Source organism: Allosphingosinicella vermicomposti (assembly GCF_003012815.1).
Taxonomy (GTDB): Bacteria; Pseudomonadota; Alphaproteobacteria; order Sphingomonadales; family Sphingomonadaceae; genus Allosphingosinicella; species Allosphingosinicella vermicomposti.
On the sequence record NZ_PXYJ01000003.1, the window covers coordinates 421,387 to 447,260 of the forward strand.

General features: G+C 62.3%; 20 protein-coding genes and 1 pseudogene. 16 read left to right on the forward strand and 5 right to left on the reverse strand.

Features of this window, described 5'->3' with window-relative positions; all coding sequences use genetic code 11:
• Window positions 1-24: 24 nt before the first annotated feature.
• From ruvA to C7I56_RS12825, 5 genes and pseudogenes are all read right to left on the reverse strand, one after another.
• Complete coding sequence (gene ruvA, locus C7I56_RS10860; protein ID WP_106640603.1) at window positions 25-627, reverse strand: Holliday junction branch migration protein RuvA; 603 nt, start codon at window positions 625-627, stop codon at window positions 25-27.
• Window positions 624-1,121, reverse strand: coding sequence for a crossover junction endodeoxyribonuclease RuvC (gene ruvC / locus C7I56_RS10865; protein WP_106640604.1), 498 nt, complete (start codon window positions 1,119-1,121; stop codon window positions 624-626). Before ruvC ends, ruvA begins: the two co-directional genes overlap by 4 nt.
• Window positions 1,118-1,861: a YebC/PmpR family DNA-binding transcriptional regulator gene (locus tag C7I56_RS10870; protein WP_106640605.1), complete on the reverse strand. Its 744-nt coding sequence runs from the start codon at window positions 1,859-1,861 to the stop codon at window positions 1,118-1,120. Before C7I56_RS10870 ends, ruvC begins: the two co-directional genes overlap by 4 nt.
• Before the next feature lie 16 nt (window positions 1,862-1,877).
• Window positions 1,878-2,198 (reverse strand): heavy metal-binding domain-containing protein, encoded by a 321-nt coding sequence (locus tag C7I56_RS10875; RefSeq protein WP_106640606.1) that lies wholly within the window; start codon window positions 2,196-2,198, stop codon window positions 1,878-1,880.
• Window positions 2,199-2,214: 16 nt separating this feature from the next.
• Window positions 2,215-2,331: pseudogene (locus tag C7I56_RS12825) on the reverse strand (GapR family DNA-binding domain-containing protein); the annotation flags it as partial.
• Between the two features lie 305 nt (window positions 2,332-2,636).
• Between C7I56_RS12825 and C7I56_RS10885 the strand changes: the two are divergent.
• The 16 genes from C7I56_RS10885 (at window position 2,637) to C7I56_RS10965 (ending at window position 25,852) form a co-directional block, all read left to right on the forward strand.
• Window positions 2,637-4,064: a site-specific integrase gene (locus C7I56_RS10885; protein WP_158703102.1), complete on the forward strand. Its 1,428-nt coding sequence runs from the start codon at window positions 2,637-2,639 to the stop codon at window positions 4,062-4,064.
• Entirely contained in the window at window positions 4,061-7,447 is a 3,387-nt protein-coding gene (locus C7I56_RS10890) for a VPA1269 family protein (protein WP_106640609.1), read from the forward strand. Before C7I56_RS10885 ends, C7I56_RS10890 begins: the two co-directional genes overlap by 4 nt.
• On the forward strand, window positions 7,444-8,277 hold the full coding sequence (locus C7I56_RS10895; protein WP_106640610.1) for a hypothetical protein: 834 nt from the start codon (window positions 7,444-7,446) through the stop codon (window positions 8,275-8,277). Before C7I56_RS10890 ends, C7I56_RS10895 begins: the two co-directional genes overlap by 4 nt.
• A gap of 301 nt (window positions 8,278-8,578) precedes the next feature.
• Window positions 8,579-10,183 carry an HsdM family class I SAM-dependent methyltransferase gene (locus C7I56_RS10900; protein WP_106640611.1) on the forward strand — a complete coding sequence of 535 codons (1,605 nt, stop codon included), beginning with the start codon at window positions 8,579-8,581 and terminating at the stop codon, window positions 10,181-10,183.
• Complete coding sequence (locus C7I56_RS10905) at window positions 10,183-12,936, forward strand: hypothetical protein (protein ID WP_106640612.1); 2,754 nt, start codon at window positions 10,183-10,185, stop codon at window positions 12,934-12,936. Before C7I56_RS10900 ends, C7I56_RS10905 begins: the two co-directional genes overlap by 1 nt.
• Window positions 12,933-17,261, forward strand: coding sequence for a DEAD/DEAH box helicase family protein (locus tag C7I56_RS10910; RefSeq protein WP_106640613.1), 4,329 nt, complete (start codon window positions 12,933-12,935; stop codon window positions 17,259-17,261). The genes C7I56_RS10905 and C7I56_RS10910 overlap by 4 nt, the downstream gene beginning before the upstream one ends.
• Window positions 17,254-19,488 (forward strand): hypothetical protein, encoded by a 2,235-nt coding sequence (locus C7I56_RS10915; RefSeq protein ID WP_199792385.1) that lies wholly within the window; start codon window positions 17,254-17,256, stop codon window positions 19,486-19,488. Before C7I56_RS10910 ends, C7I56_RS10915 begins: the two co-directional genes overlap by 8 nt.
• A complete protein-coding gene (locus tag C7I56_RS10920; protein WP_106640615.1) occupies window positions 19,485-20,024 on the forward strand; it encodes a phospholipase D-like domain-containing protein in 540 nt (179 codons plus the stop codon). Before C7I56_RS10915 ends, C7I56_RS10920 begins: the two co-directional genes overlap by 4 nt.
• A gap of 427 nt (window positions 20,025-20,451) precedes the next feature.
• Window positions 20,452-20,856 (forward strand): hypothetical protein, encoded by a 405-nt coding sequence (locus tag C7I56_RS10925; protein ID WP_245409685.1) that lies wholly within the window; start codon window positions 20,452-20,454, stop codon window positions 20,854-20,856.
• A complete protein-coding gene (locus C7I56_RS10930) occupies window positions 20,853-21,056 on the forward strand; it encodes a helix-turn-helix transcriptional regulator (RefSeq protein ID WP_106640617.1) in 204 nt (67 codons plus the stop codon). The genes C7I56_RS10925 and C7I56_RS10930 overlap by 4 nt, the downstream gene beginning before the upstream one ends.
• Window positions 21,057-21,060: 4 nt before the next feature.
• On the forward strand, window positions 21,061-21,522 hold the full coding sequence (locus C7I56_RS10935; RefSeq protein WP_245409686.1) for an alpha/beta fold hydrolase: 462 nt from the start codon (window positions 21,061-21,063) through the stop codon (window positions 21,520-21,522).
• 249 nt (window positions 21,523-21,771) lie between these two features.
• The gene (locus C7I56_RS10940) at window positions 21,772-22,419 is read left to right on the forward strand and encodes a YoaK family protein (RefSeq protein ID WP_106640618.1); all 648 of its coding nucleotides are present in this window, start codon (window positions 21,772-21,774) and stop codon (window positions 22,417-22,419) included.
• A gap of 434 nt (window positions 22,420-22,853) precedes the next feature.
• Window positions 22,854-23,723, forward strand: coding sequence for a hypothetical protein (locus C7I56_RS10950; protein WP_106640619.1), 870 nt, complete (start codon window positions 22,854-22,856; stop codon window positions 23,721-23,723).
• 78 nt (window positions 23,724-23,801) lie between these two features.
• Window positions 23,802-24,095 (forward strand): hypothetical protein, encoded by a 294-nt coding sequence (locus tag C7I56_RS10955; RefSeq protein ID WP_106640620.1) that lies wholly within the window; start codon window positions 23,802-23,804, stop codon window positions 24,093-24,095.
• A gap of 172 nt (window positions 24,096-24,267) precedes the next feature.
• Entirely contained in the window at window positions 24,268-25,077 is an 810-nt protein-coding gene (locus C7I56_RS10960; protein ID WP_106640621.1) for a hypothetical protein, read from the forward strand.
• Between the two features lie 307 nt (window positions 25,078-25,384).
• Window positions 25,385-25,852, forward strand: a complete 468-nt coding sequence (locus C7I56_RS10965; protein ID WP_106640622.1) for a GreA/GreB family elongation factor — start codon at window positions 25,385-25,387, stop codon at window positions 25,850-25,852.
• The last annotated feature ends 22 nt before the right edge of the window (window positions 25,853-25,874 follow it).

Sequence of the window (25,874 nt, forward strand, 5' to 3'; positions counted from 1 at the left end):
GTGTCGAGCGAAGTCGAGACACGTTCATCGCGCAGATTTCTTGAGAGCCACGCGGACCAGCGCGTCGAAGCTCGCATCGGCCCCAAGCTCCACCTCCGCCTGCGCCACTGCCACCGAGGCATCGGCAGGACGGAAGCCCAGGTTAAGCAAAGCGGAAACGGCATCGGCGGAATGATTTCCGGCGGGCACAATCGACACCGGGCTTCCCCCAGACCCGAGGACCACGCCGCCGGCTTTGTCCTTCAGTTCGTTGACGATGCGTTGGGCAAGCTTGGGCCCCACACCTTGTGCCCGCGCGACCATCGCCTTGTCGCCGCTCGCGATGGCGCGGTGGAGTTCATCGCCAGTGAGCGCCGACAATATGCCGAGCGCGACGCGAGAGCCGACACCCTGCACCGAGGTGAGCAATCGAAACCAGTCCCGTTCCTCGCTCGTCGCGAAGCCGATCAGGCGGATATCGTCCTGCGACACCTGCATTTCGGTGTGGACCGTCACATCGTTGCCGATCGCGCCGAGAGCGGAGATCGTTCGGGAGGAGGCGAGGACGAGATAGCCGACGCCGTTCACGTCGATCACCGCATGATCGGCGGAGAAACTATCCAGCAGGCCACGCAATTTGGCGATCATGCGGCATGTCCCTTAAGCGCCCGGTTGCTGGCGAGGAGGTGCGCGTGGGTGATCGCGACCGCAAGCGCGTCCGCCGCATCCGCGCCAGCGATTTTCGCGCCGGGAAGGAGCATCGATACCATGGCGTGAACCTGTTGCTTGGCAGCGGCGCCCGTGCCGACCACCGCTTTCTTGACCAGCCGCGCGGCATATTCGCCCACCGCGATGCCGTTCTGGGCCGCGCACAGCAAAACGACGCCCCGCGCCTGCCCGAGCTTTAGCGTCGATTGCGGGTTTTCGTTGACGAACACTTCCTCGACCGCGGCGGCGGCGGGGCGATATTGGGCGAGCACGTCACCAAGCTCCCCTGCGAGCTTCACCAGCCGCTCCGGCAGGGCGCGCGATGCATCGGTGCGGATCTGGCCGTTCGCGATATGGCTGAGGCGATTGCCCTCGGCCGCAATCACGCCCCAGCCGGTGCAGCCAAGGCCCGGATCGAGACCGATCAGGATCAGCCCAGTATCTCCATCACCGCGTCGGAGACTTCGTAATTGCCCCAGACGGTCTGGACGTCGTCGTCGTCGTCGAGGGCGTCGATGAGTTTCAGCAGGGTTCCGGCTTCCGCTTCGCCCACCTCGACCGGCGTTTGCGGGCGCCAGGCGAGCTTGGTGCTTTCAGCTTCGCCCAGGGGCTGTTCGAGCGCCTTGGCGACTTCGTGGAGGTTTTCCTGCGCGGTCCAGATTTCGTGGCCTTCCTCGGTCGAGGACACGTCTTCCGCGCCCGCTTCGATCGCGGCTTCGAACACGGCGTCGGCATCGCCCGCCGAGGCTGGGTAGGAGATGAGGCCGAGGCGGTCGAAGCCGTGGCTCACCGAACCGCTAGCGCCCAGATTGCCGCCATTTTTCGAGAAAATGGTGCGGACATTGGTGGCGGTGCGGTTGCGATTGTCGGTCAGCGCTTCAACGATCAGGGACACGCCGCCCGGGCCGAATCCTTCGTAGCGGATTTCCTCATAATTATCGCCATCGCCGGTTGAGGATTTATCGATCGCGCGCTGGATATTGTCCTTCGGCATCGACTGGGCCTTGGCCGCCTGAATCGCGGCGCGCAGGCGCGGGTTCATGTCCGGATCGGGCGTCCCCATCTTCGCCGCGACGGTGATTTCGCGGCTGAGCTTGGAAAACATGGCCGAGCGCTTCTTATCCTGAGCGCCCTTCCGGTGCATGATATTTTTGAATTTACTATGGCCTGCCATTGGCGTCCCTTGTGTCTCAGCCGAGCTTCACGGCGGTGCCGGAAACCGTCACCATCAGCATCGAGCCCTGATTACCCAGCACTTCATAATCGATATCGACGCCCACCACCGCATCCGCGCCGAGCCGTTTGGCCTCGGCCTCAAGTTCGGCAAACGCCTCCTGCCGAGCATCGCGAAGGGTGCTTTCATAGGCGCCCGCGCGGCCGCCCACGATGTCGCGGATGCCGGCGAACAGATCCTTGAAGATGTTCGCGCCGACGATAACTTCGCCGGTGACGACGCCAAGATAGGCGGTCGCCGGACGGCCTTCGACGGACGTGGTGGTCGTGATGATCATCGTTCGTTTTTCCCTCTTAGTCGAGGCCGAGCGCCTGCCGGTAGGTTTCGAGCAAGGCGTCGGCTTCCTGACGGACGTGGTTTTCCATCTTGCGGAGCCGCACTATGGCACGCATCGTCTTGGTGTCATAGCCGAAACAACCCCTGCTCGAAACGTGACATGACTGCACCCCGACCTCTTCAGCGAAGGTTATCCATAGGAGGGACCCGCCGCCCGTGGAGCGCGCCACCCACGCTGGCGTAGCGGGCGGCGGGAGGTACCTGTGGGTAACCTTCCTGCTCGGTTTCGACGGTTTTCCTCGATAAGCTGCGCAGCTATCCCATCTCGAATTTCAAGGCAAACAGAAAGCCCCTGATGGAAAGGGGCTTCCAGCCAACCGGACCGGACCCCGCCCTATCACTTGCGCAATTATTAACCTTCATCTCATACAGTGGTAGAATGAGCGAGTGGCACGAGAGTGGGTGCGATGAACTGGGCGAACTCGGCGCTGGTCCATATCATGTCGTTCAGCGCGTCCCCCTTGCGAAGGGTTTAGGCATCTGCCCGGTCCTATTTGTTGAAGATGCGCGGGGAATGGTGGCGATCCACCGAGGCGCTCTCAAGTGGGCCCGCTCTCGATTCTTGGAACGCAATCAGAAAGGGGTAGTCGACGATCTCCGAATATTGGGCCGACTGCACGACTTTCGGCGGATCGCATGGCGTGATGACCCGCTGCCCACTGACGATCGGTCCACCTTTATCGGAAGCTATCTGGACGCCCGGTATCATGGAACTACGAGCAACCCAGCGTGGCGCGCCCTTGCCTGGCAGCCCGTCAGCTACACCAGCGTTCGAGCCGAATTCCGCAGCATCGCCCGGTATCTTGAGTTTCTGTATAAGACCGACGCGTGGGCCGACGAGGGCTTCCTAACCCGCGATATCGCTGAGCTATTCTATAACCAGATCAAAGTTGCTTCCTCTGCTACGAACAGTGGCTTCTTCAGTCACTTAGCGGCGAGCCGCGCCCGCTGGAACGCACTTTACGGCACCGGTTATGCAATGCCGGACCTCGGCGTCCGAGATGAAGCGGGCACGGGCTCCACGCTTTCTCTCGACCGAACTATCGAGCTGACGGAAGCTGAGTTGATCATCGAGAAAGAGCCGAATCCGGTTTACCGAGCGATCTGGACCCTGGGCGCTTTCGGTGGCCCTCGAATTTCCGAAATGCTCCACATGTGGCAGTGCGATGTGCTTCCAGCCTCGACGTTCGAGCACCTAACGGGCGCTAATCGAGGCCAGCTTTTTGTCGTGATCGCCCATCCCTCAGAGTCGACGTATACAGGGGATTTCTCCCGAAAAGGTCCGACGCGCCTTCGCTATCTACATGACAAGTATGGCCTTAGGCCGCGCAACCACCAACATGGCTATAGGAAAGTTGGGTGGAAGAATCCGCTGATGATGGACCGCAAAATGCTGTTTTCCGAAGTTTTCTGGTCCGACTATCGACAGGCCCATGCGTTTGCGGAATGTTATGCTGAGCTTCGACACTTCCATTCAAAGCACAACACAAGCCGCTATCATCCTTACTTATTCGTGAATCTCAACAGAGGGTCCGGATTTGGTGAGCCCATCGCTTATACAAAAGCGCGAGAAGCCTTCGTCCGGGCGTGTACGCGAGTAGGGCTGGAACCTTCAATTTCAGGACGTCGAATCCATGGCCTCCGTCATGCTTACAAGCGACAGCTTGATGATCTGGAACTGCCGAAGCAATTCATTCAGATTGCGCTGCGCCATCGATCAGAAGCGAGCCAAGAAGACTATGGCAAAACGGCGAGAGCGGTTCATGAGCTTCTAAGTAAAAAGACATCTTGGGAGGCCAAATTGTGATTGTAGTACCTGCAATCGACGGCAAGCTGGAAGCATATAACAATGATCCCGACGTCCATCTGAACATCGGTGCGACAGCGGCCATCACGGCCCTCCCAACCATGCATCAATTGCGGCAACACTGGTCTGCGTTCCTCGACGAGTTGCGGGAGGGGCTTCTTTCACTATGGTCGATGCCCCACAGCGAAGTTGTAAAACGCTATGGGCTCCTAGGCTATAACAAGGGCAGCAATGTCCTGCGAGGCGACAATGCGTGGGGCCTCATGCCTAAAGCGCAGACGGAGAGCAAAGGCCTTACTCGAATTCGTCAAGGCGCAACGCTTCGGGCGATCGTGGACGCTGGCCTGTTAAGTGAGCGCGAGTGCGGCACCTCGAAATTCAGAGGCCCCGAGGGATCTGCCAATTACCTCAATAACCTCCCTTTCAAAGACCAGCAGGGCTTCTTCGCCGCGCTTTTATATCCAGGATGTAATTTCGACGAGGTCATCCGCCTCAATCAGAGCGCGCAGTTCGGCCAGGCAGAAATCGAAGAACTGTTACTTGAGCACACATCGGCAGAAGCCGCCCTACAAGAAATCGCAGAGAGCGCGGCCGCCAACGCAGAAGTTGGGTTGGGCGCCGGCCGCCAAGCAGAAGGCCGCCGGTACGCGGCTATGTGGTTCGCAGCTTATCTTGCTCGTGAAGGTGTTTGGCTTCTGCCTTTAGATTACTGCAGTTGCGTGGTCGACGCCTTCCCTGTGTGGATGAGGCCGATACAGATGAGGATTTCATTTCCGAAATCCATGTGGGCGTTCTGCGATGGGCTGTTGCTTGACTATTTAGCCAACGAGAAAGGGAAGTCGAATGGGGCCTTGGTCGTAGGCATCGCGACCGAGCTTGCTTGGTCTTCGGATATCTGGAGAGCCGGCGGCCTACGCGCTGGCCCTCTCATCGGGTACAAGCGCCTTTGTCTAACTAAGGACCTGAAGTCCGGCGAACACCGATCGTGGGCGGTAAACCGAATATGGGATGCTCAACGGGAGCATTTCAACGTTGCGCCGAACGTCCACCTAGATAGCCATGCGTTCGTACTAGGAAAACGGCTTGTCAAAAAAGGCAGACCTTTCGACTGGGTTCGCCACCCAAACACCAAGAATCTCGCGACCTACACGAGGATTTACGGAGATACTGTAGACCGCTTCCCCGAATGGATGCTGGATTGGGCCAAGCAACTTGAAGAGCTTCTTCCGCTCTTTCAAGTGGAAGGAGTAGAGTCAAAGGTCGCTTCACTCGATATTTGGCTTCTCTATCTGGCTGGGATCAACAATCCACCTAAATCTCTCAAGGAGGTGGCACGGCATCACATTAACTCTGGCGGGGCCCCTAACCTATTCTGTTTTCGTAAGTTCCTGATTGAAAATTACACCACGGGAAGTCGCAGCAGCGCTGGTTCTGCGATCAGTACATTGCAACAGGCCTGGGCCCTGGCGTCCCTGAAGGAGGGTTACCAGACAGAACTCACTAACCCCATAGCCTTAACGGATACGCCGTTCGAAACGAGGGTGCGCAATGCACGCACCTCTAGATCCGCTATGAATACGCAAGTGGCCGAGATTATTGCCGCTGAAAACATCCGGGATGGCATGGCATTCGCCAAAAGCCTGGGCACCAAACATAAACATTGCTGGCGCGATATCCGGAACCCCGAAACCGGCATGATGGAGAGCGTCTTTTTCCCGGGTGCCCCCACTGCCATCCACCTTATTCTTCATACGGGCATGAGAGGGCTTCAGGCGCGATGGTTGGACAGTGGCGAAGGTGATGAAGAAGTTATCGATTTCGAACGTAAGTCGTACGTCCCTAATCCGAACACCATTGCCACAAAAGGTCGGCAACAAGGCTTCTTCCGCCTCTGTGACCTAATGGGAGCGACGCGCTCCAAGGAAATCGGAATGTGGGTCAACTCAGGGAAGAGCGGCCCCCATGAGGTACCTTGGGTCCACGAGGACGTCATAGAACCGGTGAGGGAGCTGATCGCTTTCCAATCAAAATGGAATCCCCTCAGTGCGCCGGTCAAAATCGAACGCGATCCTGGCTTCGAGTCGGCCTACCGAAAAGCGAAGGGGGACTCGTATCCACTACTTAGAGATCCCATCAACCAACTTGGTCATCCGATAACAATCGAGCGTATCCGCTCGTACTGGAGGTCACTGCTCGAACGCTGCCAGCCGCTCGTAGATCGCGCGCTCGGCTACCATTATCCCCTGCTAGACGCCGAGGGAAAGCCGCGCTTCGACATCCACAGCCTGCGCGTACTCGTGGTAACAACCCTGCTAGACAATGGTGTCCCGGTATCTGTCGTGCAGATGCTTGTAGGGCATAAGTCCCCCATAATGACGTGGTATTATCATGATGTAACCAACCACAAGGTTCATAGCGCTCTTCAATCCTTGATGGAGCGCAGAAAGGCGGGACTTAAAGAAGACGAGCTGATCTCGGACGATGAACATGTTCTGCTGGTCGCCGAGAGTGTCACATTGCGATCGGAAGAAGACTTCGCGGGTGCTGAGCTGCTCCAGCAACATCGCGAAAGCCGCAATGCGGTAGACGTGTTCTCCCATGGTATTTGCCCGGGAGGCAGCTGTGAAACGGGTGGCAAGAGCTACCTAACAGGCAGATACAAGCCGGTATGGCGACCCAGAGCGTGTTCAGGGTGTCGGTACCGCATTACAGGCCCGACGTTCCTCAACGGCTTGGTTCAAAGAGCAAACACGCTCATGTGGGAAATTAAGAGTTCGATGCAAAAGGAGGCCGAACTCAATCGACAAATTGAAGAGGAGGAGGACGCCGGCAAGCCCGTTCGACACCTTCGCGGCGCCGTAGAGAGCGAGCTATTGCTGCGAGATCAACTGTTCGAAGAATGGTGCCTTGAACTTCGCACAATCAAGTTAGCCGAGGCAAAACTGCGAGCGGGCGCGCAGTCTCATGTCAAAGACAATCTCCCGACGATCGCTGACGATATTGATATGGCTGCTGTCAGCACCGGGTTCCGAGAAGTGCATCAATTTGAGTTGGCTCAGCGCATCGTACAGGATGCTGACGTTGTCCAAGGACAAGTTGATCTTCCGTCCGAGGCAACCCTATACCGCGACAATGCTCTGTACCGCATTGCGCACGCAAACAATGCGTCACACTATTTCTACTCCCTTGATCCCCACTTAGCGAGAAAAGCGCTCAACAGATTTGGCGAACTCCTTATCTCACACTCGACCTCGCCCGATAAGCTTCAGGCGATATTGGACGGCTCGCTGCTTTTGAAAGAAATCCCGGAACTCGAGCGAGTCTTGGAAACGGTACTGGATAACAACGCCGGATCACCCCAAATCGAAAGCCGTGCAGCATGAAGGCTACTATGGGCCGCACTCGCATCGACTACCTGAACTTTCTGCGTGACCACGAGAAAGCTGCAACAGATGCCAGGCTCACCGCGGTTCTCCAGCAATCTGTGGACGAGGCGAACGCGTTCGAGCGAAACCTTTCGCCGCTCGCCTCTTTGGCCCGCTTGGTCGAGGCCTGCGATGCGATCGAGAGCGGCGAGGCAGCAGCGCTTGCGCGTCGGCTCCGATCCCACGAGGAAAAGCTGCGCCCGGGTCGCCATCGCGTCACGTCACCTGCGATCGATGCCTACATTCGGCTTCGGGAATTACAGGATCAGCGGAAGGGCGTTCTGGAGACAGAGTGGACGGGCCCTAGAGAAGAAACCATCCGCCGGACTCCGTACTTGAACAGATACTTCCGGGCCCGACAAGAAGCCCGCGACTCCAAGCCGAAGCCGAGTTCAACATCGAAGAGCCGCCGCATCGAAGAGATTATCGGCGGCATCCCCACGCCGGAAGGCAAGCAGGATATGCGCTTCTTCATCGATGAAGGTTTGGTGGCCCAGAAGAAGCTTCGCATCTTGCAGAAGGCAATCGAATTGCACCTCCCCGGATTGGACATCGATGAACTGCTGTCCAATCCTGTTCCCCGTGTGGAGTCGAAAGACAAAAGAGAGTGCAACGGGGATGACAGACAAGATTTGGTGAGGCTACGGAATAAGCTTCAGGACAGCGACGCTCTCCGCCACTTCGGCCTCACGAATGACGGCTCAAGAGTTAAGACGCTGCACACAGGCGCGCACTTCATTGACAAGTCCGAATATGCCGCATTGATGCGGATCCTCAACTCAATATAAGTTCTTTGATTTCGTTACTGAGCATCGCGTTTCGGCCTTCTTGCAAAGCCCATCTTATTAGCAACAATGTGGATCACGCGAGACAACCACTACGTCCTGCAGCATTTTGGCGCCATCCCCACGGCCCGACCAAGCGGACCTCCATCCAGTACTCTCGCAAGTTCTACGGGTCAGCTAATGTCGCCTTGTCCCCACAAATCTAATCTGGACATTTACGCCGAATTAACGTCGTTTGGTCGACGAGGCGGTGCAATCTAACACCACCGTCGGGCAAGCTGATCGATAGGGGGGGCGACTGGAGATGAGGGGCGTGGTGTCAAAGTCAACGCTGCTCGCCCATGCCCGTTCGGCTGCCAAACACCTGGCCGAACCTGACCAGACCGCGCAGGCGCGGGTCGACGCGTGCCTCGATCTGCTTTCTGACGTCGGCGCCGACGAACGCCTCAATGGATTCCGACGGGCCCTACACGCGTTGCCAATGGACGAAAGGCACTACTGGGTCGGAACGCTCTACACCCTGATGCTGCCTAACAAGGTGCGGCGCTCCCAGGCGACATACTTTACGCCGCCCGCCGTGGCCGACGCGGTCGTCGATATGGCGATAGGGGCCGGTTTCGACCTCGACAAGGACGACGTATTGGACCCCGCCGCCGGCGGCGCCGCATTCCTGTCTACGCTTGCCGGGCGCATGTCGATCGCAGAACTGCCCCCGCGCGAGGTTGCGCACCGCCTCAACGGGATCGAGATCGATGAGGGCCTCGCGGCGCTTTCCCGCCGTCTAATCGCCGAGCGGCTCGGCGTGCCTCTGCCGCGCGAGGTGATCGTGACGGGGGACGCCCTGCGCTATCCGATCCCCGAGTCATACGGACTGGTCATCGCGAATCCCCCATACGGCCGGATGTCGCTCGACGACGTCCACGGCCACGCCTGGAAGCGCGTCGCGCACAGCGGACACGTCAACAAATACGCGCTGTTCACCGAGCTGTGCTTCCGCCACGCCAAGCCAGGCGGCGTCGTCGCGCTCGTCATCCCATCGAGCTTTCGGGCGGGTCCGCTCTACGACCGCATGCGCGCATTCATCCGCTCGCAGGGCGTGGTCCTGAACATCGCCTCGATCGCCGGCCGCGACGGCGTGTTCGTCGACGTGGCGCAGGACATCAGCGTCTTGGTCGCGCGCAAAGGCAAGCCGCACCCCCGCGGAGCGATGGTGTCGTTCCCGATCGTGGGAAACACGGCGATGACCAAGGAGGCGGTCGAACAGTCGTTGCCGCAGGAAGCCGGCGACGCCTGGCCGCTGCCCGCAGCGGACCCGCGCGACATCGGCGGTGCGACGCTCGCCGACTATGGGGTCGCGGCGCGCGCCGGCTATTTCGTCTGGAACCGAGAGAAGGACCGGCTGGTCGACAAGCTGGAGCGTCGTCAGCGCGGCTATCCGCTCATCTGGGCCAAGAACGTGCGCCTGAACGAGGACTGCAGGCCGGCCGGCAAGAAGAACAGGAAGACCGACTTCGTCACCTTCGACTACGACAGCACCGCAATCATTAAGACCGCCGCGGCCGTCATGCAGCGGACGACCAACGACAAGCAGCCACGTCGCCTTGTGGCCGCGATGGTCGATCCGGCGGTCGTCGAGAAATGGGGCGGGTTTGTGACCGAGAACCACACGATCGTCCTCACTGCGGACGATCCGGATAAATTGCGGATCGCGATCGCCCTCCTCAACACCGCCGCCGTCGATCAGCGCTACCGGCGGGTGTCCGGCACCGCTGCCGTTTCTGTCACCCTCCTGCGCCAGCTCGACCTACCGACGCCGGCCGCATTCGCCTCGGCGCTCGCCGACACGGATGGCGACGCCGAAGCCGCGGCTCTGGCCGCCTACCGTCAACCCGAGCTGGCTGACGCCTGATGGCCGGCAGCCGACCCTACCACCGCCCGCCGGGCGCGACCCAGCAGGACCGGGACCAGGCGCGGAAGGCGATGCTCGACCGACGCCAGGCGCTCACCGCCAAGCTGGCCGAAGCGGCGGCGAGGCGGGCGGCCAACGCCGTTGCGCCGCCCCCGTGCGAGCCGGAGCTGCCGTCGCGGGACGTCGAAGGCTATATGGCTGCCATCGCGTCCCAACCGCTCCATCGGCTCGGTGAAGCTGAGGTGGCAGAGCTAACGCCGACCTATGCGACGCTGGTCCGGTCGGCCGCCGAGATCGCCGGTCGGGGTGACGTCAGAGTCGTGATGCCATGGCCACCTTCGAAGGTGTCGCCATCGGCGATCGTCTCGCTGCTCGCGATCGGCGCGATCGGCAGTGCGGCCCGTGCCAGCGTGCGGGTGCAGGGCATCGACATCGTCAGCAGGGAACGTGCCGACGAGGTGCGAGCGATGGTGTTCCCATACGCGCGAAGCTCTCATGCCCAGGCGAGGCAGGTACAGGTCGATCGACACGACTTGGGCCGGACCAACTTTGAGCACGTCGCCCGGTATCTCGGCAGCGGCGGTGATGCGGCGAAGGACCTGCACCAAGTCCTGGCGCGTGTCCGCAGACTGAGCGGCCGCGCGTCCGACGGACGCGACTACGCCGAGTTCGAGCACCCCATCCTCGACGAGATCATCCCCCACGGTCCGGCGCGCGGCGACCGCCCCGCCAACAGCTCCGTCTTGTGGCGCACGCGCACCAAGACCGACATCGGCCGGCAGACGCGATCGGGCGAGGCCGACGATCCCGCTAAGGCCGCATACTACATGTTCACAGTCCGGCGTGACGACCGGCTCGGCGTCGAGCTGCGCGCAATTGAGCGCCCGCTCGACCTGCTCATCCTCGACCTATCTCGAAACGGGCGTGACCGTCTCGGTTGGGACTGGGTGCGCCGAGCCGGGGAGATGGCCACGTGCATGCGCGAAATCCACCCCTCTGCTGGTATCCTCGCCGTCGTCGACGACCCCTGGTCGTATCGCGCGGTCCGCTTCGACGTGCTCGGAACTAAGCAGCCCGGTAAGAAGGGCAAGGTCATCCCCGCGCCGGGCAGCGTCATCTACTGCCCGACCACCGGTATTCTCCAGGACGTGGGCCAGCGCACGCCGCCGTTCGAGGGCGCCTCCTCCATCGCGGTCGATGGGTTCTACGGCGACGTCGACAGCAACATCGAGCACCTGCGCGAACTCGCCAACCGCCTAGCCGATATGGGGGATCCCGCCGGCGCCGCGACCGCTCGCAACCTGATGGGGACCGTCCGCCGGTCGGCGAGCCTACCCGGCTCGATCGCCGAACTAAGCCGCTTCATCGAGCGCGAGACGTCGGCCGCCATCGCCGACGACCGCCTCGCAACATACCGCGCGACCGCCGACATCAGCACTTTGACCGACCCCACCAGCCTCGCGAGCCAGGCCGATGCCGAGAAGGGAGTGGCGGCTGAAACCAGGGCCGTGATGCGAACGCTCGAGCAGGCGACGCCGATGGCAACGCTGATCGAGGATGCCATGCAGCCCGCGCTGCGGTCGAGCTCCCGCTCCGTCTTCGTGTTCCGATCCGACATGATCGCCGAGTTCGCCGTGGACAGGCTGGGACCGTCGCACCCCAAGCTCGCCGAGCGGATCGAAAGCGGCGTAATACGCTTTGGCGGCGCACGCGCGCTCGACATCGTCGCCGACGCGCCCCCTTCCGCTCGCAACCAGTTCAAGCGCGCCATCTTCGTCGCGCCCACGACGTCGACGATACTGGCCACGCTGGCGGAACCCTGGCTACCCGAGCAGGTGGTGTTCCTAGCCGATGCAGATACGCTGGCGTTCGCCGCCCGCGACGCCTCCCGCCTCGCCGACGAGATCGGCGTCGACGCGCTTGCGGCGCGGCTGCGGACGTTCGCCCAGAAGGCAAACAGCCGCGTAGCGGGGATCGGCCGCCACACGGTGCAGCTGGATGCCGAGGCGCCGTCCGAGGACGTCGAGTTCCCGACCGGTTCGGTGGTCGACCTCACCGGCGGTGGCCGGGGCGAACGCCGGCTCGTCGAAATAAAGCTCGGCAACGGGCAACGCGTTATCGCCCGATCGTCAACCGGCATGGTTCTGCGGGATGACGGCGCGGCGACGACCACCTTCGTAGAGCGACCCGCGTCACAGATCAAACGTGGCGATGAGGTCTGCGTGATCGGCGCTGGGTTCATCGAACGTGCCCGGTCGCTCGTGAACATCCGCGCAACCGCGGCCGAGGAGATCCGCGAATATCACAGTCAGGTGGCGAAGCGGTTCGCCGCGATACCCGAGGAATCCACTAGTGGACGGCTCCGAGTTTTGGTGGCGCGGATGGGCCAGCCGGCCGTACCTATCGAGCGCGCCAGATACTGGATCGATCTGCGGGACGAGATCGACAAGCCGCTCCACGAGGTCGTACCGCATGCCCCGCAGGACCGGGACACCTTCATGCGGTTCACTGAGGCGCTCGGGATCGGACAGAAGCTGGCCGAGAGCTTTTGGCTTTGGGCCGTAGTCGCCCAGCGTTCCCACCGGATGCGCGCGGGGAACGTCTTCCACGACGCCTTCCGTGGCATCCTCACTGATCCCCATGCGGCGCTCGCTAGCAACCGCGACCGCAGCGCCGACATCAGGGCGCTTCGCGCAATGGCCGAGGAACACGTCGCGACCGTAGCCGACACACGGAGTATCGAGGCATTATGAAGGGTCTGTCGCACGCGAAGCTTTCTGGGATCGACGTCGAGCTCAAGGAAGCGGTCTGTGATGCGCTGGTGAACGCGCTCGTCGAACGCGTGAGCGGCACCGACGAGCGAGGGCGGACGATCTACGGCGGTTCGCCCCGACGCGGAATATTCGCCGGCCAGCTGCTCCCGCGCTTCGACGTCAGCGGCGCCCTCGACGAGACCACCGACATCCGCATCGCGGCGATCGGGATGGACTTCGTGGTGGGTGCGAACGGCTCCGCCACCATCCACGCGACGCCCCGGTTCTCCGCATACGTGCGAGTCATCCCGCAGTGGTGCGACCTGACTGGCGGCGGTGGCCAGCTCGATTTCGACTTCAAGCTGCAGAAGGGGATCCAGCAGCAGATCGACGCTGCGATCCGCGCCGACCGGGCGACCGCCCTAAAGGCCGCCAACCTCGATCGGCCCGACTGGAAGGCGATGGACGAGACGCGCCGGTCGAAGGTCCGTGCGGAGCGCGCCAAAATCCTCGCCGACGTGCGCGTCAAGGCCTACGCTGCATTCGGGATCAAGCTGCTTTCGGGCGTGCCCGACGAACCTGCCCTGACGGCAGAGCCCCCGGCGGGGAACGGGGACGACACCGGGGACTCCACGGAACAGCCGGCGCCGATCTCACGCCTCATCCGCGAAGGCCGGGACCTGCCGCTGACGCTCGTGGATCCCGCGCCGATACCGGGCAAGTGGCGGCGGCTCGACCTCTCCCTCCCGACCTTTGAGTTCGATAGCGCAATGGGGTCGCCGGCCCTCGCCGCCGCGCTCGTAACCTACAATTCCAGCCTCGCCGCGGCGGTGGCGGCCCAGCTCGAGGCTTGGGCTGCCGGCGAAGGTGCCGCCGAGGCATGGCGAGACGTCAACGTCTCACCCGGCGACACGCTGGACGAGGCCCGGTGGAATGCGGCCGTCGCGGCGCTAGCCGCCAGGCCCATCGACCGTACGCGCGTCGTCCCCGATCTCTCCCGCATCGCCCTCAAGGTCGAGCGCCAAGTCGACTTCCTAGACCCCACGCGGCTGTCGCTGCGGGTCGTCCTCGATAACCAGTCACTCGAGCCCACGCCGCAGGACGCGCGCGGTCGCTGCAACACCGTCTTCGGCGCCGGGCTGACACTCGCCCTTCCCACTGCAGCGCACCGGCCGCTCCGGCTCGATAGGGTCGAGCCCTCCTACCGATTCCGCGACCACCTCGACTATCCGGCGATCGGGCTCAACTGCGGGGTCGAAGCGATCGAAGCCGGGGACCAACTCACCCTGGGCACCACCGCCGCCCCTCGCTTTGCGCAGCCGCGCATCGTTGCCCGAAATATCGACCTCCCCTTTCAGTTTGCGATCCTCAAGGATCGGTCTTTCGACGCGAAACGACTGCTCGAGCTGCCGCGCGCATACAGCGAATGGATTGATGGCCAGGAGAAGCGGCTGCGCGACACCGTCGCGGCGGGCCTGACACCCGACGATGCGGCGGCCGAGAAGGCACGTCTGGGGAAGGACATCGCCGCCCAGCGCGCCGAGGCGCGTTACATCGAGCGCGGCGTCGAGATCCTGATCGCGTCGAAGAAGGCCAGCGACCAGTTGGCCGGCAACCCGCCGGACGACCGGGACGACCTCGCGCGACGCGCCGCGCCCTGGATGGCATGGACGCTCACCAACGAGACCTTCGCGCTGCGCGATGCGCACGACACGAGCCGAGGCTGGCGCCTATTCCAGATGGCGTTCGTGCTCGCCCACATCCCAGTGTTTGCATCCCGCATGGCCGAGTGGCGCGAATTCCACGACGCCATGCTCGACGAGGACGGCGTGAGCCTGCTCTACTTCCCGACCGGCGGGGGCAAGTCGGAGGCGTTCTACGGCACGCTGCTGTTCGCCATGTTCCTGGACCGCCTGCGCGGCAAGGACCGCGGGGTCACCGCCATGATCCGCTATCCCCTGCGGCTCCTGACCCTCCAACAGGCGCAGCGCCTGCTCAAGCTGGTCGTGCGCGCCGAAATGGTGCGCCGTCGCCAGAACGTCGGCGGGTGGCCGTTCGAGATGGGCTTCTGGGTGGGAAGCCAGAACACACCAAACCACTACGGCGCGTTCCGCGCGGAGATCCCGCTCGCAAGCGATGCCGACTTCCCCGACGATAGCGCGCTAGACGGTGAGACGGGCGATGAGGACCAGCGCGCCCGCGGACGTCGATACGCGGAGGCGCGCGAGGCCTTCGACAAAATCCCGGAGTGCCCGGTGTGCGGCGAGCCGACGGGTCTGCGTCGCGACGAGAAAGAAGGCCCGACCGGGCGGCGCGCGACCATCGTGTGCTTCAATGACAAGTGCGCGTGGAATCGCGAGCACGGCCGACGTCAGTCCCTCCCGTTCCTGCTGACCGACGACGCCATCTACGCCCGCGCACCGGCGATAGTGCTCGGCACCGTCGACAAGCTGGCCATGCTAGGCCAGCACACCGGCACGGTTGCCAAGGTGCTCGGCATGTTTGGTCTTGCCCGCCGCGTTGACAGATGGGGAAATCTCTCCACGCCGCGGAGCGACGAGGACTTACGCCGCGACCCGGCCGACGACAACAGCTCGAACGTCCACCCCGCATACGCGGGCGGGAAGCGGGTCTTCCACGATCCGTTCCCGTCGCTGATCATCCAAGACGAGGCACACCTTCTGGAGGAGAGCCTTGGGACGTTCAGCGGCCTGTTCGACACGCTACTCGACACGGCGTTCGAGGAGATCGCCGACATGGGCGGTGACGGACTGGCCATCGCCCGGCGGTGGACCGGCGACGGCTGGGGCGCCCCCCGGATGCCGAAGGTCATCGCGGCGACCGCCACGATCTCGGCACCCGAACGCCAGCTCGAGACGCTTTACCAACGGCACCCGCTGCGCTTCCCCTATCCGGGTCCGGACCTGTACCACTCGTTCTTCGCCGAGCCAGCACCGCCGCCGGCCGCGAACCCCGAGCGGGTCGAGCTGGCGAAGCGGCTACCGTTCGCGCAGGCGCCCGAGCAGACCGCGCCGTGGATGCGCCTCTACGTGTCGCTGATGACGAACGACGCAACGCACACGGTCACGACAGTCGGGCTGCTGGCGGCGTTCCACGGCATCGTCACGGCGCTGTGGGACGGCATGCTCGCCGAAGACCGCCGCGCCGCGACGATCGCGTTGATCCGGGCGGCGGTGTCGCCCGGCCGTGCGGGGGACTGGCACCGAGCGGCGATCGACCGTGCCGTCGCGGACGGCCGCCAGGACGAGGTCATGGCGCTGGTGGACCTGCACCGGATCGCGCTCGCATATGTGACCAACAAGAAGGGCGGCGATCAGATCATTGACGCCCTCAGCGCCGCGGTCGAGCAACAGCACCGTCGCCTCGGCCGCGAGAACTCGCCTTTCGCCAGCCGCCTGATCTCGGGCGGCATCGACATGAAGGACATTCAACGCGTGATGGAGGAGGCCGAGGCCTCGTTCGACGGCAAGGACTATCCCGACGTCAGTGCGACCGTCCGGAACATCGTGGCGACCTCCGCGATCAGCCACGGCGTCGACGTCGACCGCTTCAACAGCATGTTCTTCGCGGGCCTACCGTCCGACATCGCCGAATACATCCAGGCGTCCAGCCGCGTCGGCCGCACCCACGTGGGGTTTGTGATGCTGCTGCCGACGCCACAGAACCGGCGCGACCGATACGTCGTCGAGACGCACGATATCTTTCACCGCTTCCTGGAGCGGATGATCGCGCCTCCCGCCGTCGAGCGCTGGGCGGAGAACGCGATTAAGCGCGCGATGGCGTCGTATGTGCAGGCGTGGACGATGCTGCGCGAGGCCCGCGAGTTCATCAGGCAGGAGGACGCTAAGAAGCCGGACGTCCTCCAGATGGACCAGATCAGCCGCCTCGCGTCGCTCGCGCGCCTCAACCACGTCGCCCTGTGCGAGGCGATCGGCAACTTCATGTTGAGGGCCAGCGGCTACACCGGGAAGGGCGCGTCAAAGCTCGGCGCGCCGCACTACGACGACTTCTACCGCGCCCTCGTCGAGAAGCAGGTCGACGTATTCGTGCGCAGCATCGCGAGCCGAGGCACCACCTCGAGCCTGCGGGAATATTGGGACGACTTCCCGGCGTTCCAGAAGCCGATGACGTCGCTGCGCGACGTCGATGAGGCCGGCTACATCGTCGCTGCCGCTCGCGATCCCCTCGCGCGCAGCCGATCGACCGATATCGACCGGGGACAGTTGGCCGAGGTCATGCGCGCCATCAGGACTCAGCGGGGCACCGCCTCGGAATTGGATGCCGACGGAGGGAGCGATGGCTGAGGTGAAGGGCGGCACCAAGGACTGGCGCAGCGGCGGCGGTGGGCGTAGGCCGTCCGCGTTCGGCGGCGGGCGCAACGAGCCCGATCGCCTCGAACCGCCCACGATGTCGCGTTCGCGCGTGCAGCTGGCCAGCTCGTATGCGCCCGGCGTGCTCATGACGTGGGAAGGCGGGAAGGGAATCTGCCGGACGGTCCCGCTCGCAAACGACATTACCAAAGAACTCAGGCCTACGACGATCGAGCTGATCTATGAGAACTTGCGCGACTTCGTGACCAACTGGCGCGAACGCGCGATGAAGGCGGTCCCCGACGCCCTGCCCGAACTGGTGCTCGATGCCCCGTTCCTCAACTCCCGCACCGGCGAGGCGAACGTCGAACGGTCCGACTTCCAGATGACCGGACCGGACCGCGTGGGATACGTCCCGTATCCGCTGCTCTACCGGTGCGGCGTCTGTGGATCGGTCCGCGAATACGAGAGCGTCGCCGACCAATATAGGCAGCCGCTCCCGAAGAAGTGCCACGGTCACGACGCGCGCTGGACCCAGGTCGACGTCGTATACGCGCACTGGTCGGGCGACATCCAGCCGCTCAGCCCGTTCAACTTCAACTATGACGCGCAGAGCGGCGAGGTGCGCCAGATCAGAATGTGCACCTGCGGGTCGAACCACTTCAAGCTGTTGAACTCCGCGCCGGTCTTCTCGGAATGGAAGTACGTCTGCGAGGACTGCGGCAATTCGCGCACGCTAAAAAAGGCCGATCCCGACGTGCTCGCCCGTCTGCAGGCCGAGCAGCTCGCCGGGGGCCGGACCTTCCAGTTCGTCGAGGTCGACATGCTGCCGGTATCATACCGGGCAAACTCCACCTTCTACCCCCAGCGCACCAGCTTCATCGAGTTCCAGGACAGTTCGGTCGTCGACCTGATGACGCCGCAGCGGACCGGCGGGCTTACCGCGAAACTCGCGCAGATCCATAACATTCCGTTCGATGAACCAACCGACGACGAGATCAGGGAAAGACTCGAGGTGTCTCCGGCCCATGCGGGGGAATGGGACGATTACCTCGGCTTCATGGCCATGGCTCAACGCGCGGACGAGAGCGGGCGGCTCGATCGCGCCCGCAACTACCGGGACCAGGCGACCGAATTGCGCGAGGGCTGGTTCGCGACCGGCATCGTCGACCGAGGTCGCCTCGGCAGCCCAGGCGTGCTGCGCGCGATCGCGCTGCGCGAGGAATGGACCCGTCGCTACGACCCGATCCGGCTGACCGTCCAGCACGACGCCTTCACCCGCGAGCACATTGACGAGGCCATGGCGCGGCACGCCGCCGTCGATGTGATGGACCCCGACATCACGCTGACCGACGTCGTGAACGATCCCGAGAGGAGGGCGCGCTACCAGGCGTCAACCGGCAACCTGCTCGCCCACCTGGGCGTCGAGCGCCTTGTCGTTGTGCGGGGGCTGCCGATCTGCGAGTTCAGCTTCGGCTATTCCCGCGTCTCCTCGACCCCGGTCTACAAGCGAGAATACCAGGGTCAGAGCATCGACATGCCGGTGCGCCTGAAGGCCTTTGACCAACTTCCCATCCAGGGGACGAAGCGGCCGATCTACGTCACGCAGCAGCGGAACGAGGCGCTCTACTTCAAGCTCGACGAGGCGCGCGTCATCCGCTGGCTGAAGGCCAACGGGGTCAGCAACGTGCCCGACGAGGCGCTGGGGCGCGCGTTCCTCGAGCGCTATGAGGACTTTGGCCCTTTTCTCGAGATTTTCAAGGACCGCGAGGGGACGGGCGGCTACCCGAGGACCATCCCGGCGTACGTCTATCTCCTCCTCCACACGCTGTCGCACCAGATGATGCATTCGCTCGCGGACACGTCGGGCGTCGATCGCGACGCGATCGGCGAGCACATCTTCCCGGCTGACCTCGCCTTCGTGATCTATCGCAAGGGGATGACGCCGGACCTCGGCAACATATCCGCGATGTGGCGCAATCATTCCGACGAGTTCCTCCGCCGGGCGATCGACCCGCGGACGCTGCGGTGCGGCTCGGGCAGCCTGTGCGACGCGCGCGGTGGAGCTTGCCCTGCCTGCGTCATGGTGTCGGAGGTGAGTTGCATCGCGTCAAACCTTCTCCTGTCGCGCGCCGTGCTCAGGGGCGGGCGGGGACCAGAATGGGAACCCAGGTCGGCCCCCGACCTCGTCGGCTTCCTCGATCCCGCAGTCGCCGGGTGACACGCGAGGTCCTGATCTCGCCGAAGGCGACGGCCAGGCTGGTGGTCACGATGCCTCCCGAGCCAAGCAGGCTCGCGACCGCATTGGCTAAAGACATCGCGAGTGACTACGTCACCCTCACGCCCACAACCGATGCGTTCCGTCACATCGCCTCGCTGGCCCGCGAGCGGCTCACGATCATGGTCCCATACATCGACTCGGTCGGCTCAGACTGGGCGGCGGAGATGTTCGAAGGCACGATCGCGGCCGAACGCACGCTTGTGATCAGGGACGCGGCGCAGCTCGGCAGGTGCGGCAGCCCGGGACGGCGTCTGGAGCGCGCTGCGACGCGGATCATCGCCTATGGCGGGGCCGACATCAGCCAGGAGACCTTCCACGCCAAGATCGTACTGGCTGACGGTGTCGCCGCATACGTCGGGTCGGCAAACCTGCTGAGGCGCTCGAAGATGGCGAACCTCGAGTGCGGGATGCTTGTCGAGGGGCCAGCGGTGCAGGCCGTGAAGGTATTGCTGGACGCCGTCATCTCGGCGGCCTGAGTCTCGACTGCCGCTAAATCCGGTGATCACCACCTTCTGAGCGAACGGCTGGCTTCAATTGGTTAGCAACCGACACAACGACCGATGTGGGAGCGCAAATTTGGTCATCCCTTGCGGCGGGCTCAATCGTCCGAGCACGGCGTGATGAGCGGCAGGTTGTGGCCGGCAGCAGACGGTCTGTTGCTGGCCGGCGCCCGAGGAAAGCGGACGATCCCCCCTTGGTTTCGATCGACTTACGTCGCCTCGATTATGCATCAGCCGAACTCACGATCATCAATAGATCATCATGACGACCTGCTGCTAACTGTTATTCCGGCGCCGCGCAGACGGGCCCCTACCAGTGCAGTCTGTCTTCCCATGTGTAAAGGCACCTTGACGCCCCATGTTTTAGCCATGTAAAGGTACCTTCACATTGATGGAGGATCACTTGGCACAAGGTTTCGCAATCAAGCGCTATAATCGCGCTGTCGTTCTTCTCAGCATCGCCTACGTGGTTCTGTTGATCTCGGCTCTGGTCGTCATAAAGCGAGCGGGCCTCACCGGTCCTCTGGCGTATGCATTGGCCATTCTCCCGGCACTCCCGATCATCGGTATGTTCGCGGCGATCGGACTCTACCTCGTCCGGGAGAGCGATGAGTATCTGCGATTGCTCAGGGTCCGGCAGGCGCTCGTCGCGAGCGGCTTTGCGCTCAGCATCGCCACCGCTTGGGGCTTCCTCGAAGCCTTCGACCTTGCCCCGCATATCGAGGCATACTGGATCGCAGTGATCTGGTTCGCAGGTCTCGGCGTCGGCTCATGCGTCAACGTGGCCTTGGCCGCGAGGCAGCAGTGAAGAACCGGCTCAAGTCACTGCGAGCCGAACGCGGCTGGAGCCAGGTCGATCTTGCCGAGCGGCTAGAAGTCTCCCGCCAGAGCGTGATCGCGATTGAGACCGGCCGTTACGATCCATCCCTCCCTCTCGCCTTCAAGATCGCAGAGCTGTTCGACCTCGCGATCGAAGAGGTCTTCACCAGTCCTTCAAAGGAAAGCTGATCCCATGTCCCTATCGTCCGCCAGCCGGATGCTGCTCGCCAGCGCCGCCATTCTCATCGCCGCCGCTCCGTTTTCCACCCTTTCCGCGCAGCCCACAACCGAAGCGGGAACCGCTTTCCGTCAGATGGATCACATCTCGGTCGAAATGCTCGGGAGTGAAGGGCCGCCGGTCATCTTCATCCCCGGCCTCTCCAGCCCACGCGATGCCTGGCACGGCGTCGCACCGGACCTCGCCCGGACCCACCGCGTCTATCTCGTCCAAGTGAATGGGTTCGGGGGCGATGATCCCCGTTCCAATCTGCGCTCCGGCATCCTCGGCGGCATCGTGGATGATATGCGTCGGCTCATTCAAGACCAGCGTCTCGACAGCCCCGCGATCGTTGGCCATTCGATGGGCGGGCTAGTCGGCTTGATGAGCCGAGTTGCGCCTGCACCAGGTACATCGGCATTGCCGAACTCTCCGTAGAGGCTAATGCCTGCAACGGGTCGTAACCGGACACAAACCCTGGAGCGCGACGATCGTCCGCTTTCCTCACGCGCCGCCCAGAAACAGTTCGTCTGCTCTCGGCCAGAACATTCCGCTCGGCTGGGGCACTTTGCGGTCGTTCGTGAGCTAGGTCGTGATGCGTGGAAATGACGTAGTGCCGGACATGGCCGACCTATATGCGGTCACGACCCATTGCGGACATTAGGGCTGCCGCCGTAACACGGGTCCATGGAGCGGTATGGCGCACGAGAAAGGCTTTATGCGGCTGCTCTGTCCGGCCTCGCAGGTTATGTCGATGCAGTCGGTTTCGTGCAGTCGAAGGGCTTCTTTGTATCCTTCATGAGCGGAAACTCGACGCGTCTAGGCGTCGGGATCTTCGGATCGACGGCGGATGCACTAGCTGCCGCAGGTCTACTCGTCGCTTTTGTCATAGGAGTGACCGGCGGCTCGCTACTAGGAAGATCGAGCGGAGGGAATCGGGCGCCAGCTGTTCTTATCGCCGTAGCAACCCTGTTGTCCGCGGCCGCTGGCATCGCAAGATTCAACTACTTGCCTGCCTGCTTCGCGCTTACTGCAGTTGCGATGGGCGCAATGAACGCGACCTTAGAGCATCAAGGGCGGGTTCGTGTTGGCCTGACGTACATGACCGGCAGCGTCGTTAAGGTCGGGCAGGCACTCGCAGACCGGTTGACCGGAGGCGGCGGCGCCTGGTTCCCGCCGCTGCTCCTATGGAGCGGCTTCGTCGGTGGGGCTGTAGCGGGCGCGATTGCCACCTCAAGGCTTGGCCTGGATGCCTTCTGGATTGGCAGCGCCGCTGCGTTAACGCTCGCAGTAGTCGGGCGGACTATTTCAGTGTCGCTTGCCGAGCAGAACTAGCTTCCCCCACTCCGGCGTCGGCAGAGGCGAAAAACGAGCGCTGAGCGACGCCACGGAGCCACATCATCGAAGTGGCCGGCTATGGTCCTGGTATGCCGACCACCAGCTTGAGGCTTGGCGATTTTCTCGCCATCTATTGAGATGAGCTGGTGTCTTTAAGTCTCGCTAACGTCTCGTCCACTGCGCGGCTGGCGGCGGTCACCGCTCCAGCCAGATACCCCGGATCGGATGCGCTGGTTTCGCTCCCGGCCAGCACCAGCCGGTCGCGCCACAAACCCTGGTGCGTCGCCGCAGCGGGTGAAGCCAGACTAAGAAATAACGCCACGCACTTTCGTTGATGCAAGTCAGACGCGCGACCTTTTAGCACTATGCGGAAAATCCCTTCATGCCATAAGCCACTTTGCTGGTTTGCTGCTGGCAATGGGGGATCAAGAATGTGGGCTGAATTCAAGGAAAAGACCTACGAGACGTACTTTCTCGCCGAGGTCGCCCGCCTGACAAATATCCTCTATTCGCCGGATCAGACCGACGAAGGAGAGCTCGGTTTTGATGGGTCGTTCTTATTGTTGCTACCTTCTTGGCGGATGGTGTTCCCTTATGTGCGCTTTCGGCGTTGGCGGCACCTGACTGGCATTTCGGCCTCAGAAATTGATGATTTCGGCGCGGAACTGAACAATCATCTCCCACCGTTTCGGCTCAACCTGTTCGCCCAATATAAGCGGCCCGAATGGATGCATCGGAGCAATGCGACTGAATGGGCGAGTTGGACTGCGCCTTACTTCCGCTATACTATCGAAGCGAAGCAGCAGGGGTTGCTCGAAAAGATCGCTAAAGCCGCCAATGGCCGCGCAGCTGTCGTCTATGCGGCGGCGGCATTTCGCCGCAACAGCGAGCTGTTCCGTCACGCCGAGGCCGGCACCGTCGTGCGTAACAGCAACATTTCGAGCGTGGAAATGCTGAACGGACATGACCGTTTCACCTATACTGGGCCGGGCTCCTACGGCATCGCCCACTCCGAGCCTGAAAACATTGAAAGCCCGTCGCTCGGCAACATTCTTGCTAGCATGGAGGGTAATGAGGCTCTGCCATTTACCAAGCATATAAACCTCACCGCCGAGTTCATCGAGAGCGCGATGGGCGATGATCGTGAGGCGCGCGACGTTTGGGAGGCATCGCGGCGCGCCATCCTCGGCGGCGATTTCACCGAAGTCTATCCGAGCGGACGCGACAACTGGATCGAAGCGATCATCTCGATTGCGGCTTTCACGCAGGCGTTCAACGTGCGGGTTTCGGCTGTCGGGTAGAAGCTTCGCGTTGCACTGACGTGGTGAGACGAGGGCCTTGTTTGTAGGCGCATGTGAGAGCAGCTTTAGGGTGCGGTTATGACGGACGAAGTGACTGAAACAGAGGACGATCCCGACGAGTACTACGTCATCCCTGGGGAGGCGATCCAATACTTGCCCGCCGAATGGCGCGAGCAGCTCCAGGCGATGGCTGACGATGGTCGCGCCATTCTCAAATCGGTTGATAGTGAGCTGTCGCAGCTCTCCCGGCTGTCCTTCGCGTCCATCAACCTCGTAACGTTGAAGCACGTCATCAAACTCGCGGAGAAGACCGGCTCTGAATGGTCGCTGCCTAAGGGACCGGCACCAGAGGAATTGAAGCGTCTCAGCTAGTTGGGAAGCCAGCCAGCTACCCCAGATCAGGTTACCCCTCCGCATCGCTCAGATGCGCGGAGAATGGTGCCTCGACAAATTAGGAGCAGCTGTCTGGCCCAACGCACTTTCTAGCTCTTGCATCTTGCGGGCACCTGCTCAGGATCGTTCCAGATCAGACAAGGGAATCGCTATGGCTACGAAGTCCCAATCCTATGGAAAGGCTTCTCTGCGCTGGCAGCCGGCGACGGACGGAGGATTTGAAGGGGCCGTGATCATCGCCGGTAAGCGCGGTGAGATACTCCACGATGAGAATGAACACCGACTCCTCGCCAGACTGCGCAATGAAGCTGGCAAGCTTGAGCCCAATTACATCGGCATAGAGGGAGCTATCGGCCGTTTCCTCGAATTCATGCCTGGCGGCTTGAGAGGCGAACGCAGCGTCTCGGAAGAGCGCGATTACAAACTCGCCGCCAGCCGGGAGCTCAACTCCGTGTTGCCGCTCGAGCAGGCGCTCGAAGCCACAGAAAAAGATGCGGCTGCGGTGCGCAGGGCGCGTGTGTGGCTTAACATTCTGTCCCCCTACGAAACGATGCACATGAAGACCGTCCTTGAGAAGCCCGAGGGCCCGGCATTCCTGCGCGGCGCTGCGAGGTTTGCGTCGGGAGAATACTCCGCTGGCGCTCAAGCTATGGAGGCGTCGTTGAGAAAGTATGGCAATCAGAGCTGGCCGAAGGCAACCTACCTTGGATATCTATGGCGGCCGGCACAGAACATGTTCTGCAAGCCAACCGTCACGCAGGATTTTGCGCAGCGGATTGGCCATGAATTCCAGCACGTATATAAACCCAACATCGACGGGCAAGTCTACCACTCGCTGATGGATCTCGCCGACCGAACGCTGGAAGCGACCCGCCACCTAGGTGCCGAAGACTATATTGACGTTCAGAGCTTTATCTACGTGGTCGGTGGTTACACCGAGAAGGATCGCCCCGATCCGTGACGGTAGCCTATCTTAAAAGATCCGATCGCGACATCCACAGGTTGCATCTGCCAGCCGGCGCCCCCTCCTTGACGACCACAGCGACGGTAGGATCTGGCCGTACGCGGAATGTCCGGTTTGGCAGCCGCATCGGAAGAACGGACCATCGTCCCCATTCGCGGCCTTAGGCCCGCTTCCGCCTATTGCTGACATCCGATTGATGTAGCTTAGCTCTATGATCGGATGGGTCTACCAAGATGACTTGCCACAGGGAAAGCATGGCACTGCCATACGTCGTCCAATTACAGAGTCGCCGAGGAGTCAGAAGGTGAGTGTAGCATTTCGCCGTGACAGTGATGAGGAGCATAAGGAGCCTCGGTTCGAAATCCCGATCCCTGTGGGTCCCAATCTCGTTACGCCTCGCGGCCTGAAGCAGATCGAAGCGCGGGTACTCGAACTTGAAGCGCAGGTCGCCGCCGAAGAACAGGATGAAGCGAAGCTGGAGGAGGCGAAACGCGATATGCGTTATTGGCGAACCCGCCTTGCCACCGCGCAACTCGCACCCCAGGCATCCCAGGACGAAATAGGTTTTGGTTCAAGGGTTCGCTTCCGCCACAACGATCATGTCCGCGAAATCGCGATCGTGGGCGATGATGAAGCTGACCCGTCGACAGGACGCATTGCTTTCTCCGCGCCGTTGGCGCGCGCGATGATGGGGGCGGGCGTCGGAGAGCATGTTGATTTCGCCGGCAAGGCCGAGGCGATCGAAATCCTTGAGATCGCCAGATACGATTGAGGCACAGGCTTTAACCAACCGC

Excerpts from the sequence above, each read along its gene's own strand:
- ruvA (WP_106640603.1), bottom strand. The coding sequence starts at position 627 with ATGATCGCCAAATTGCGTGGCCTGCTGGATAGTTTCTCCGCCGATCAT.
- C7I56_RS10870 (WP_106640605.1), bottom strand. The coding sequence starts at position 1,861 with ATGGCAGGCCATAGTAAATTCAAAAATATCATGCACCGGAAGGGCGCT.
- C7I56_RS10875 (WP_106640606.1), bottom strand. The coding sequence starts at position 2,198 with ATGATCATCACGACCACCACGTCCGTCGAAGGCCGTCCGGCGACCGCC.
- C7I56_RS10885 (WP_158703102.1), top strand. The coding sequence starts at position 2,637 with ATGAGCGAGTGGCACGAGAGTGGGTGCGATGAACTGGGCGAACTCGGC.
- C7I56_RS10895 (WP_106640610.1), top strand. The coding sequence starts at position 7,444 with ATGAAGGCTACTATGGGCCGCACTCGCATCGACTACCTGAACTTTCTG.
- C7I56_RS10900 (WP_106640611.1), top strand. The coding sequence starts at position 8,579 with ATGAGGGGCGTGGTGTCAAAGTCAACGCTGCTCGCCCATGCCCGTTCG.
- C7I56_RS10905 (WP_106640612.1), top strand. The coding sequence starts at position 10,183 with ATGGCCGGCAGCCGACCCTACCACCGCCCGCCGGGCGCGACCCAGCAG.
- C7I56_RS10910 (WP_106640613.1), top strand. The coding sequence starts at position 12,933 with ATGAAGGGTCTGTCGCACGCGAAGCTTTCTGGGATCGACGTCGAGCTC.
- C7I56_RS10915 (WP_199792385.1), top strand. The coding sequence starts at position 17,254 with ATGGCTGAGGTGAAGGGCGGCACCAAGGACTGGCGCAGCGGCGGCGGT.
- C7I56_RS10935 (WP_245409686.1), top strand. The coding sequence starts at position 21,061 with ATGTCCCTATCGTCCGCCAGCCGGATGCTGCTCGCCAGCGCCGCCATT.
- C7I56_RS10940 (WP_106640618.1), top strand. The coding sequence starts at position 21,772 with ATGGAGCGGTATGGCGCACGAGAAAGGCTTTATGCGGCTGCTCTGTCC.
- C7I56_RS10950 (WP_106640619.1), top strand. The coding sequence starts at position 22,854 with ATGTGGGCTGAATTCAAGGAAAAGACCTACGAGACGTACTTTCTCGCC.
- C7I56_RS10955 (WP_106640620.1), top strand. The coding sequence starts at position 23,802 with ATGACGGACGAAGTGACTGAAACAGAGGACGATCCCGACGAGTACTAC.
- C7I56_RS10960 (WP_106640621.1), top strand. The coding sequence starts at position 24,268 with ATGGCTACGAAGTCCCAATCCTATGGAAAGGCTTCTCTGCGCTGGCAG.